Genomic DNA, 11,862 nt, shown 5'->3' on the forward strand with positions numbered 1-11,862 from the left:
TTACCTTTTTTCCAAGTAACGCTGATGGTATTCCTCTGCTGGGCAGTAATTTTTTAACAAAGATGATTTTGTCACAACTTTTCCAGACATATTTAAATTCATTTTTTCTATTACTTTTTCTGCAATTATTCTTTGTTCGTCGTTTAAATAAAAAATTTCACTTCTGTATTGAGTTCCAAAATCTGGTCCTTGCGAATTTAAAGTTGTAGGATTATGAATTTCGAAGAAGAAATTTAAAATTTTTTCATAAGAGATAAGCCCAGGGTCAAAATCTAATTTAACAACCTCTGCATGGTTTGTATCACCTGTACACACTTCCTTGTAAGTAACTATTTTGCTATTACCACCACAATAACCAACTTCAGTTTTAATGACCCCCTCAAGTTTACTAAACTTAATCTCTGGCCCCCAAAAACATCCTAATCCTAAGACTGCTATTTCCATTGATTATACTTTTATTTGATTTACAAATTATTGCTATGTTAACTAAAAATCAATTAGGCTTTTTGTATATGTTTCTTTCAGTGTGCACTTTTTCAATTATGGATTTACTTGTAAAATGGTCAAGTGACTATCCTACAGGACAAGTATTGTTTTTTAGAGGTTTTTTTGGACTATTGCCAACTTATTTTTTAATTCCAAAAAATAGATTAAAAACTTTTTATACAACCAAGAGATCAAAAGAACATTTATTTAGGTGCATAATGGGTTTAATGGCTTTAATTGCGATAGTTGTTGCTTTAAGAGAACTTCCTTTAGCTGTTGTTGTTAGTTTATCATATGCGGCACCCTTATTTATTACTGTCTTATCAATTTTTTTACTGAGTGAGAAAGTTGGTATTTTTAGATGGTTGGCGGTCCTAATTGGATTCATGGGTGTTATCATAATTGCAGAGCCTGGTTTTAAGGGTATGAATTACCTATATTTTCTTCCATTAATATTTTGTATTGGAATGGCCTTTGTAACTATCACAATTAGAAAACTATCGACAACAGAACCTATTTGGCTTATTTCAATTTTTTTTACAATTACTATTTCAATTGCAGGATTGGTTACAATACCAATGGGCTGGATAATGCCAAATTTTAAAGATTTTATACTTTTAGTTTTAATCGGAGTAACTGGTGGTTCTGCAAATTTATTTTTAACTCAATCTTATAAACTCTCAGAAGTATCTTTAGTAGCACCCTTAAAATATTTAGCTCTAATATTTGCTATATTTTTTGGTTATTTTATTTGGAATGAGATACCAACAATAAAAACACTGATTGGAGCGATTCTTGTAGTTTTTGCTTCACTTATAATTTTTAGAAGAGAAATTTACCATAAACAAAAAATACCATCTAACACTAGGCATGAATAAAAAACCAAAATATTGGAATACAGCAAAAAAATATTTATCAAGTAAAGACAAGGTTATGTCTTTATTAATTAACAGATATAAATCTCCCTCAGAAGCAATACTAACTTCTAGAAAAGACATATTTTATTCATTATGTAAAAGTATCATTGGACAACAAATTAGTGTTGCAGCAGCTAACTCAGTATTTTTAAAGTTTAAAAAAAAATGTAAAAATAAAATTAATGCAAAGACGATATCTAAAATATCTACTACTCAACTCAAAAGCTGTGGATTAAGCAGACAAAAAGTTAAAGGTATTAAAAGTTTAGCAAAACAAACCTTGGATAAATCATTTAATCCTAGACTAATTTCCAAGATGTCTGACGAAGATGCAATTATTTACTTATCTAAATTAAGACAAATTGGTAGGTGGTCAGCTGAAATGATCTTATTATTTACTTATAATCGCTCGAATATATGGCCAGTGCAAGATATTGGTCTTTTAAGAGGAATTTCAAAAAATTATAAAAAAAAATATTTACCCCCAGAGTCTTACGTCAGTTTACTACAAAAAAAGTTTACACCATACTGCTCAGTTGCAACTTGGTATTTATGGAGAAGTGTAGATCCAGAACCTATTCAATATTAAAACCTTTAATTATTTGTAAATTTCTCTCCGTAGTATTTTTGGCTACTGACCAACCATCTTGGTATTCTTTTGACTCATGACATTTTATAGCAGCTTCATAACTTGGAAACTCCCAAATTACAGTTCTTGGAAAATCTTCACCTTCTAAACACTGATATTCTCCACCTCTTACTAGAGGCTTGCCCCCAAAGCTTTTTATTACAGGGGTTACTTTAGTAGAATAAATTTTTAAATTATCCATATCATCAATTTTTTTGTATAAAGCTAACCAATATCCTTTCAAATCAATCCATCCATTCTTTAAGTATACCTATATTATCTTGAATAAAGTTAGGTAATTTATTTAAATCATATATTTCTAATTTTTTTCTTTTTTCATCACCATATTTTTTAGATTTTTTGTCTCCAAACATATCATAAATTGTTTCATTATTTTTAATCAATTTATTGATTTTATTGTATCCTAGTTCTTCAGCTTCATAATCCCTATGATGTAAATAAGATTTTAATTTTAACTCTAAATCCTTAGCATTCTTGATATTAGAAAAGTGCCACCCTCCATTTTTAATAAATAGTTTATTAATATATTTATTCTTAGAAAAAAAGGTGTCCAATCTCCAAAGAGAGTATTTCTTATTTTTTATGTTTCGTAACCATTGAGGACTTATTAATTTTTTTTTTTTACATGCTTTAGTTCCAAACCATTTAAAATTTGGAAGATATCTATTAAATTTATAATAGAATATTTCTTGCTCGAACATAATAATTTGATTGTTAATTTTTGATAAGTCTATTGAATCAAAATTTGGTATTTCGTCCACATCAGAAATTAATACTAAATCATCACTCTCAGCCTTTTTTAATCCTTCATTTATATAATTTCTTTGATTATTTTCTCTTAAATGAGCATTAATAATAAGTTTATATGACTTGGTATCTTCATCGTCTTTATCTTCAAGTTTAATAATTTCTTCAGGTTCACTTTCTTGAATTATATAAATAATTTTATCTTCAAATTTTTTGAATTTATTAATATCAAATTTTAGGCGCCTTTTTTTACCGTTATGAAAAAACTTACTCTCGACTATGATGAAAAAATCAACATATTTATCTAAAATATTTAATCTTATATCTAACAAGAGCTCCTCATCATAAAACATAAAGCAATCAAATATTTTCATAATTTTTATTTCTTTTTTATTTTTGTTTATATGATAAAAAATTTTATGGCAGATAAATTAATTATCAATTTTGATGAGTATACAAAAATTGTTGAAAAATTAGCAATAGAAATACACAACAATTACAAACCAACAGTATTAGTTGGTATCATGAGGGGTGCAGCTCCAATATTAGATATTCTGTCTAGAATTCTAAAACTACCAATAGCATATATAGTTATTCAAAGTTATTCAGGGCAAAGTATGGAAGATAAACAGGGTCAATTAATGTTTGCTAGAGAAATTAGCTCATTAGCTGAAAATAAGGACTTTAATAGAGTGCTTTTAGTGGATGATTTATCTGACACTGGTTTAACACTTAATAAAAGTATTGAATGGTTGAAAAAATATGAGCCAACTAAAAATTTTATTAAAGAAGTAAAGACAGCATGCTTGTGGAAAAAGAAATCATCTACATTTGAACCAGATTTTTGCCCAGTAAAATTAAATTCAGATCCATGGATTGTTCAACCTACTGAACATTATGAAGAGCTGTCTATAGAAGAAATAATTAAGAGAAATGAATAGGGCCAGATTTTAATCTGACCCTATAAAGTTATTTTTTAAGCAACAGCAAAACTAATAACACTTAAGATTGCTATAACCCATATTGCTGGTGATGTTGAAGAAAATTTACCAGTAAATAATTTGATTAAAGCGTAAGAAATAAATGCTAAAGCAATACCATTACTAATGCTGTAGGTCAAAGGCATAGCAATCATAGCAAGAATTGCTGGAGCAGATTCTGCAATATCATCCCACTCTATATCAACAATATTTCTTACAAACAAAACAGAAACATATAAAAGCGCAGCTCCATCTATTTCTTTTGGCAAACTCGTTGCTAAAGGTGAAAGGAATAAACAAGCTAGAAATAAAACTCCAATAGTTAAAGAAGTCATTCCGGTTCTACCACCTGCTTTTACACCAGCACCAGACTCAACATAACTTGTTACCGTTGTTGTACCCATTAATGCACCAGCTACAGTTCCAACACTGTCAGCCATCATTGCTTTTTCTATGTCTTTAACTTTACCTTTGTTATCAACTTTACCAGCAACATTTGCAACTGAAGTTAAAGTCCCTGCCGTATCAAAAAAATCTATAAATAATAATGTAAATATTACTGTAGACATTCCAGCGGTAAATGCTGCTGTCAAATCAAAATCGAATAGATATGTCATTGGAGGAATACTTCCTACGACCCCATTAAATTTTGCAAGACCAGTTGCCCAAGCAATAACACTAAATACAATTATTCCAATAATTATATTTCCTCTAATATTTAACTTTTCCATAACTATCATAGAAACAAAAGCAAGGCAGGCAAGTAAAATTAAAGGATTTTTCATGTCACCTATTGTAACAAGAGTTACTGGGTGATCAGCAACAATACCCATAATTTCCAATCCAATAATTGCTAAAAATAATCCAATTCCAGCACCTATTCCAAGTTTTAAACTTTTTGGAATAGAATTTATTAACCAAGCTCTAATTGGTGTTAGAGAAATAATTAAAAACAAAACCCCAGCAACCAGTACCGCGCCAAGAGCAGCTTGTGGGGTGTAACCCATCCCAGCAACAACTCCAAATGCAACAAAAGCATTAATTCCCATGCCAGGAGCCAAACCTATTGGCCATGTCTTTCCGTAAAATGCCATAATGAAACAAGCGAGTGCAGTTGCAACAATTGTTGCAGTAAATACGGCTCCAAAATCAAAGAAACCTTTTTCTGGACCGGCAAATTCACCCGATAGTATAAATGGATTTAGAAACATGATGTAAGCCATTGTTAAAAATGTAGTTACACCAGCAATTACTTCTGTTTTAAAGTCTGTCTTATGTTTTTTATAGTCAAAATATTTTTCTAACATTGATCCTCCTTAGATTAGATTAGATTAATATTAGATAATTTAGAAAAATACTCTTATAAATCCAAGTTTATCAACACAATTCAACTTATAAGTTTATATTTATGCCATATTTTCAATGTTATCTTTTAACATGTCAAAAATAAAATTTATTTTTATAAGTTTATTTTTTTTAATTTTTTTTGCTGGCTGTCAAACAATTAAAAATAAAACAGATGCAATTGTAAAAAAAGAAAACAAAAAATTAAGTCAATATATTGGAAAAAATTTAGATGACTTAAAAATTGATCTAGGTAATCCAGATGAAGAATTTAAAAATAATAATGGTAATTTAGAAATTGTTTATAATACTAAAAAGTATGGAATACTTTGTGAAAGAAGATTTGAAGTAAATTCTAATTCCACTGTGATTGGTTTTATATCAAACGGTTGTTTTTAAAACATGTGGGGAATACTCCCCACAAGTAAGATCAGCACTTATTTTATTTCAATAAGCTTTTTCTTTTTATATTCTGGTACAACTCTCTCACAAGCAATTGTTAAAAGACCATCTTTCAACTGTGCACCATTTACTTTTACATCTTCTGCAATTGTAAATGATCTAGCAAATTGTCGTTGTGAAATACCTTTATGAATAATTTCACTATCTTCAGATTTTTCATCTGATTTATTAATTTGTTTAGTTTTTACAGTTAACAAATTATCTTCAAACTCAACCTCAACATCATTTTTGTTAAAACCAGCTAAAGCAACTTCAATAGCGTAGTTGTCTTTTCCAGTTTTTCTTATGTTGTAAGGTGGGTAATTAGATTGCATGGTCAATCCTCCATTCCCTAGCATATTTTCAAATTGATCAAACATATCATCAAATCCAATTGAAAAAGGTCTTAGAGTGTTAAATATAGATAGATCTCTACTTGTCATAGTTTCCTCCATTGTTAGCAAGGTTAATTTAGTAAGTCCCATAAGGCGACCTACTACATTACATACATAATAATTAAGTTGAAATTTTCAAGATATGAAAGTCAAATTTTTTGTGCAATTTTTAATGCAAATGCATAATCAAGTGCAATTTCTTCTATAGCACCATCTCTTCCTGATTTACCACCATGACCTGCGTTCATCTCGGTTTTTAAAAGTAATATGTTATTATCAGTTTTATATTCTCTAAGTTTTGCAGTAAATTTTGCTGGCTCATCAAACAATACCCTGTTGTCACTTAAGCTTGTTGTAATTAATATATGAGGATAATCCTTTTTTTTTATATTATTATAAGGAGCGTAAGAATAAATATATTCAAAGTGATCTTTTTTATCTTTTGCATTTCCAAACTCATCAAACTCACCAATAGTCAAAGGTAAGGAGTGATCTAAATTAGTAGTCAAAGAGTCTACAAAAGGTACTGCCATTATCATTCCTAGAAATAATTCAGATGCTTGATTAACAACCGCCCCCATTAGAAGACCTCCAGCGGAACCACCCATTCCAATTATTTTATTTTTTGAAGTGTATTTATTTTCAATTAAATATTTAGCTGATGCAATATAATCTTCAAAAGTATTCTTTTTATTAAGTAGTTTTCCTTCTTTCCACCACTTCATTCCTCTTTCCATTCCTCCTCTTATATGTGCTGTAACCCAAACAATATCTCTATCAATTAAACTTAATCTGGTAGTGGAAAAACTAGGACTCATTGAACTTCCGTATGAACCATAACCGTAAAGTAACAAATGTGCTGTTCCATCTAGTTTTGTATTTTTATGCTTTGTAATTGTAAGGGGTACCAACCTTCCATCATGAGACACGCAATTAACCCTTTCAACAACATAATCATCTGGGTTATGTCCAGAGGGAATTTCCTCTTTTTTTACTAATTTTTTTTCTTTTGATCTTAAATTATAAGAATAAGTTTTTCCAGGAGTTTTGGGTGAAGAGTAACCTAAATATATATTGTCTGTATTTTTGTCTCTTTGAGCTAAAGATATTCCAGGAACAAAAACCTTTTCATCTGAAAAAATTAATTCTTCTTCTATTTCAGTTGTAATATTTCTTACAAATAATTTATCTAAAGCATTGGAAGTTTCAGATCTTATTATCCAATCATTCAAAAATGTTAGTCCACCAATTAAAACCTCTTCTTTTGGAGATATAAAATTTTTCCAATTTGGCTTTTCTAAATTGTTAGTAACATCAATTTTAAAATCTTCAGCATTTTCATTTGTGTGGTTATAAAATCTTCCATTCCAAGAATTAACAGAATAGAGTATTCCTTTATGTCTTTCCTTTATTAATTTAGGATTTGGTTTTTTTTCATCAACACTAAAGTAATATTGTTCAGAAGTATTATGGTCGGAGGTGTTGATAAAAAAATATTTATCATCTGAGCTTAGACTAATACCAACTGTAAAAGCTTCACTTTTTTCTTCAAAAATTAAATGATCATCTCTAGTGTTTGATCCTAATTTATGTCTATAAATTTTTCTTGGTCTATGATTTTCATCTAACTTTGAGTAAAAAATGTATTTGTCATCTAAGCTAAAAGTTATTACTCCTGAGGTTTCTTCAATTTTTTCAGTAACTAATTTTTTAGTTTTAATATCCCTGATGTATATCGTGTAATATTCAGAACCTTTGGTATCTAAGGAATAAGCTAAATATTTATCGTTAAAACTAACCTCAAGATCACCAACACCAAAATATTTCACACCAAGTTTTTCTTTTTCTTCATCGCCGTTCCAAATTTCTTCAATATTTTTAGTGCCAATTTTTTTTCTTAGTTTAATGGAATAATTTCCTTTAGTTGTTGTTTTTGTCCAATATTCATAATCAAAATCTTTAAATGGTATAGATTCGTCATCTAACTTTATTCTACCCTTGATTTCATCAAATAGTTTTTTTTTGATGTTTTTAGTATCTGACAAGTGAAAATCTGTATAAGAATTTTCTTCTTCCAGGTACTTTCTGACCTCGGGGTTTAATTTTTTACTATCTTTTAGAACTTCTAATATATTGTCTTGATGTATCCAGCTATAGTTATCTTCCCAACTGATACCATGGCATGTTTTTATCTCTGATTTTTTTTTAAGCTGTGGTATTTTCATAGGAACAATTTAAATATATGAATATAATCATTTATACACTAATTATTTTAGGAATTTTTTACTTTTTACTAAAGCTTTTAGTCAACACGTCATCTAAAAAAATATCCAATTATTCCAGGAAAATAATTATTTTTGGATTAATAATTTTTGCTTTAATACTTGCCGTGGGAGGAAAATTTTTATTAAGTGTGCCGTTAACTTTATTAAGTTTAGCTGTTGTCAAATTAAAAGGATTTTCAATCATTCAATTAATTGGTTTATTTAGATTAATTCAAACTCTTAGGAATTCTGGAAGGTTTTCATTCAATAAGAGTCAAAACATTAAAAATTCTTCTACGTTATCTTTAGAAGAGGCCTATAAAATTTTAAATCTTGATAAAAATAAAAAGAATACAAAAAATGATGTCAATAAGGCCTATATAAAAATTCAAAAAAAAATTCATCCAGATATATCACCAGAAACTGCAAGGTTATCAGCGATTGTTAACGAAGCTAAAGAGGTTATTTTAAAAAATATCTCTTAACTTAAAATATGGTCTAATTGATCAAAAATTTTATTAGAATTAATTTTATCTTTTCCTAAAGTATTGTGTGTGACTGTATTTTCTCCATCTGGGATAATTGGATACATCTTTGAACTATAATTACCATAAATTAATGGTGTATCAGACATTAGTACTATTGTTTTAATTCCTAACCCTGAAGAAAGATGGCTAAAACTTGAATCGTTGCAAACTGAAACATCACAACTTTTTATTATTGGTAATATTTCTATTAAACTTAAATTGTCCAAGGGAAAGCATTTAATTTTTAAATCTGTACTAAGTATTTCTTTTAAAATTTCTTGTTCTTGATTATTTTTACCAGTTGCTAAAAAAAATTTACATTTATATTTTTGATTTATCAGGTGCATAAGTTTTATAAAAGTTATCGCAGGGATTCTTTTAGTTGGTCCTGATCCACCTATGCCAAGTAATATATTTTTTTCATTATTATTAATTTTGTATTTTGACTTTGCCGCTTGTATAGATTGATTATTAATTGATATTTTTGGGTCGTTCTCAACATTTAGATCTAAGTTATTTTTTAAAAGTTTTTTTGCAGCCTTGATAACATGTTGATTTTTTTTCTGTAATAAAGGGTATTGATATATCTCCTTAATACCAGCAATTCTTACTATTAAATTAAATCTAAAAGATGAGTTAAAAATAAAAACTTTATCAAAATCATATTGCTTAAGATCTTTTGCTAAATTATATGAACCAACTAGTCCTTCATGTTTACCATTTTTTAGTTTATTTCCTCGTTCAAGAATAATTATTTTATTGATAAAATTAGTATCCCTTAAAAATTGTTCTGCTTTGGAACTCTCTTTAACAAGAATACTTACAGGTACATTAAATTTTTTAGAAATCGCCTCTATAAATGGAAGATAAATAACCATATCACCAATCCCCATTTTATTTTGTATGACCAAAATTTTCATTTAATAATTTATCACCTTTACTAATTTTTAATTTTATATAAGTTTTAAGAATGAGTAAAATAAAAGGCATTTATGCGGCATCTATGTCAGTATTTAATAGCGACTTATCTTTAAATATTGAGAAAACAGTTAATCATGCAGAGCAATTAATTGACCAAGGGTGTCATGGAGTAGCTATTTTTGGAAGCACAGGACAGGCACAACTTATATCTGTTGGTGAAAAGATTAGTCTATTAAATCAATTATCAAAAAATAAATATAAAGATAAATATTTAATTGGAACTGGACTTAATTCTTTAAATGAAACTATAAATCTGATGAGTATAGCATCGTCTTTAAATTTTAATAATTTTCTAATAATGCCTCCGGCTTACTATAAATTTGCTGATAAAGAAGTGATAGAATTTTATACAAGAGTAGTCAAAGCATCACCAGATTGTAAAATTATTTTATACAATTTTGAAAAATTGTGTGGATATAAATTTAGCATCAAATGTGTTGAGGAACTTGTTAAAAAATTTCCTAAACAAATAGTTGGTGTGAAAGATAGCTCATACAATCTTTATGAAAATTTAAAGATAGATAATTTTTCCATTTTACCAGGATCAGAGTCAAAACTTTTAAAGGGTTTAGAGTTAGGGTGTACTGGAATTATTACAGCAACTTGCAATGTAACAGCATCTTTATCTAGAAAAGTTTATGATGACTTCATCAAAAAAAAAGAACAAACAAAAAATGAAACTTTGTGTGATATCAGGTCTATTTTTGAAAAATTTAATCTAATATCTGGATTACATTCTTTTATGTCTGATGGTGATAAAATTTATCAAAATGTCCTTCCTCCAATTAGTCTTTTATCTGAAAAAGATAAGCAGCAGTTAATAGAAGAACTGAATAAAATTAATTTTACTCTGGAATCCTTAAAGGCGGCATAAATGCAACTAGCAAAGTTTTTAAATGATATATTTAAAAATGATGGTTTTATTTTAGTTGATGCTGATTCAAAAAAATACATCATAGGATCTCCTCAAAAAAAAATACCAATTACAATCAAAATTTTAAATAAGAAACTTCACTATAAATTATTGCTTCGGCCTGACTTATATTTTGGAGAGGCATATTCTGATGGAGATATTATTATTGAAAATGGAACTCTTACTGATTTTTTAGATTTAGCTCTTATGAATATAGGAAGAGGAAAATTAAATTTTTTTAGTAATTTTGTAAATAAATTGAGTGGATCTTATAGATATTTGACAAATTTTAATTTTATAAAAAAATCTAAAATGAATGTTGCCCATCATTATGATCTTTCAGATCAATTATATGATTTATTTTTAGATCCTAAAAAACAATATTCTTGTGCGTATTTTAAAAATAAAGATGAATCTCTTGAAGAGGCTCAAAATAATAAAATACAACACATTATTAAAAAATTAAATATACAACCAGATCAAAAAGTTCTTGATATCGGGTGTGGTTGGGGAGCACTAGCTTTTGATATTGCTAAAAGTAAAAACTGTGAAGTTACAGGAATAACTTTGTCAAAAAATCAATTTGCTCATTGTGTAAAAAAATCTAGAGAACTTAATTTAGAAAATCAAGTCAAATTCAAACTTGTGGATTACCGTGAATTAGATGAAAAATTTGATAGGATAGTAAGTGTTGGAATGTTTGAGCATGTTGGTAGAAAATTTTATAAAAAATTTTTTAAACAAATAGAAAAATTATTAAATGATAATGGCATTTCTTTAATTCATACAATAGGCTCTGTTAATCCACCTAGAGACCCACACCCATGGGTAACTAAGTACATTTTTCCAGGAGGCTATACCCCAAGTTTAAGTGAGGTAACCACACCAATAGAAAAAGCAGGTTTAATAGTGTCAGATATAGAAGTGCTTAAATTACATTATTCCTATACCTTAGGACACTGGAAGCGAAATTGCATAAAAAATAAGGAACAAATTGTTCAAATGTTTGATGAAAAATTTTTCAGAATGTGGGAATTTTACCTTGCAGGTTGTGAAATTGCTTTTAAATGGGGTGACCAGGTTGTGTATCAATTTCAATTAACAAAAAATTATACATCTACACCGATCACAAGAGACTATATTTATAAGTAATATATTGATAAATCATAACTTCCTTAAAGCATGAAAAAAATAAAAAAAAAATCAGCTAAAAAATCA

At 28.2% G+C, this 11,862-nt stretch carries 14 protein-coding genes; 7 read left to right on the forward strand and 7 right to left on the reverse strand.

All coding sequences use genetic code 11. The features are described from left to right. Positions 1 to 444: a peptide-methionine (S)-S-oxide reductase MsrA gene (gene msrA, locus VP91_RS02900; RefSeq protein WP_169035938.1), complete on the reverse strand. Its 444-nt coding sequence runs from the start codon at positions 442 to 444 to the stop codon at positions 1 to 3. A gap of 35 nt (positions 445 to 479) precedes the next feature. Between msrA and VP91_RS02905 the strand changes: the two genes are divergently transcribed. Then, the gene (locus VP91_RS02905) at positions 480 to 1,364 is read left to right on the forward strand and encodes a DMT family transporter (protein WP_169036159.1); all 885 of its coding nucleotides are present in this window, start codon (positions 480 to 482) and stop codon (positions 1,362 to 1,364) included. Beyond that, positions 1,357 to 1,992 carry a DNA-3-methyladenine glycosylase family protein gene (locus tag VP91_RS02910; RefSeq protein WP_169035939.1) on the forward strand — a complete coding sequence of 212 codons (636 nt, stop codon included), beginning with the start codon at positions 1,357 to 1,359 and terminating at the stop codon, positions 1,990 to 1,992. The genes VP91_RS02905 and VP91_RS02910 overlap by 8 nt, the downstream gene beginning before the upstream one ends. Here VP91_RS02910 and VP91_RS02915 read toward each other — a convergent pair. Both VP91_RS02915 and VP91_RS02920 read right to left on the reverse strand, forming a co-directional pair. Next, on the reverse strand, positions 1,979 to 2,275 hold the full coding sequence (locus tag VP91_RS02915) for a DUF1330 domain-containing protein (RefSeq protein ID WP_169035940.1): 297 nt from the start codon (positions 2,273 to 2,275) through the stop codon (positions 1,979 to 1,981). The two genes, VP91_RS02910 and VP91_RS02915, sit on opposite strands and share 14 nt — an antisense overlap. A 1-nt stretch (position 2,276) precedes the next feature. Then, entirely contained in the window at positions 2,277 to 3,173 is an 897-nt protein-coding gene (locus VP91_RS02920; protein ID WP_169035941.1) for a hypothetical protein, read from the reverse strand. Between the two features lie 30 nt (positions 3,174 to 3,203). On the opposite strand from VP91_RS02920, the gene VP91_RS02925 reads away from it, so the two are divergent. Beyond that, on the forward strand, positions 3,204 to 3,740 hold the full coding sequence (locus tag VP91_RS02925) for a phosphoribosyltransferase (protein ID WP_169035942.1): 537 nt from the start codon (positions 3,204 to 3,206) through the stop codon (positions 3,738 to 3,740). A gap of 35 nt (positions 3,741 to 3,775) precedes the next feature. Here the strand turns inward: VP91_RS02925 and VP91_RS02930 are convergent, their stop codons facing one another. Beyond that, positions 3,776 to 5,086, reverse strand: a complete 1,311-nt coding sequence (locus tag VP91_RS02930; RefSeq protein WP_169035943.1) for an NCS2 family permease — start codon at positions 5,084 to 5,086, stop codon at positions 3,776 to 3,778. A 130-nt stretch (positions 5,087 to 5,216) separates the two neighbouring features. On the opposite strand from VP91_RS02930, the gene VP91_RS02935 reads away from it, so the two are divergent. Continuing rightward, on the forward strand, positions 5,217 to 5,522 hold the full coding sequence (locus VP91_RS02935) for a hypothetical protein (protein WP_169035944.1): 306 nt from the start codon (positions 5,217 to 5,219) through the stop codon (positions 5,520 to 5,522). Positions 5,523 to 5,560: 38 nt separating this feature from the next. Here the strand turns inward: VP91_RS02935 and VP91_RS02940 are convergent, their stop codons facing one another. Continuing rightward, complete coding sequence (locus tag VP91_RS02940; protein ID WP_169036160.1) at positions 5,561 to 6,007, reverse strand: Hsp20 family protein; 447 nt, start codon at positions 6,005 to 6,007, stop codon at positions 5,561 to 5,563. Positions 6,008 to 6,108: 101 nt separating this feature from the next. Then, a complete protein-coding gene (locus VP91_RS02945; RefSeq protein WP_169035945.1) occupies positions 6,109 to 8,184 on the reverse strand; it encodes a S9 family peptidase in 2,076 nt (691 codons plus the stop codon). Positions 8,185 to 8,201: 17 nt separating this feature from the next. Between VP91_RS02945 and VP91_RS02950 the strand changes: the two genes are divergently transcribed. Beyond that, positions 8,202 to 8,708 (forward strand): J domain-containing protein, encoded by a 507-nt coding sequence (locus VP91_RS02950; protein WP_169035946.1) that lies wholly within the window; start codon positions 8,202 to 8,204, stop codon positions 8,706 to 8,708. Here VP91_RS02950 and VP91_RS02955 read toward each other — a convergent pair. Beyond that, positions 8,705 to 9,670, reverse strand: coding sequence for a glycosyltransferase family 9 protein (locus VP91_RS02955; protein WP_169035947.1), 966 nt, complete (start codon positions 9,668 to 9,670; stop codon positions 8,705 to 8,707). The two genes, VP91_RS02950 and VP91_RS02955, sit on opposite strands and share 4 nt — an antisense overlap. Before the next feature lie 50 nt (positions 9,671 to 9,720). Here VP91_RS02955 and VP91_RS02960 point away from each other — a divergent pair, with 50 nt between their 5' ends. Then, positions 9,721 to 10,605: a dihydrodipicolinate synthase family protein gene (locus tag VP91_RS02960; protein WP_169035948.1), complete on the forward strand. Its 885-nt coding sequence runs from the start codon at positions 9,721 to 9,723 to the stop codon at positions 10,603 to 10,605. Beyond that, positions 10,606 to 11,796, forward strand: coding sequence for an SAM-dependent methyltransferase (locus tag VP91_RS02965; protein ID WP_169035949.1), 1,191 nt, complete (start codon positions 10,606 to 10,608; stop codon positions 11,794 to 11,796). Positions 11,797 to 11,862 lie beyond the last annotated feature (66 nt).

The organism is Candidatus Pelagibacter communis (assembly GCF_012932795.1).
Classification (GTDB): Bacteria; Pseudomonadota; Alphaproteobacteria; order Pelagibacterales; family Pelagibacteraceae; genus Pelagibacter; species Pelagibacter ubique_S.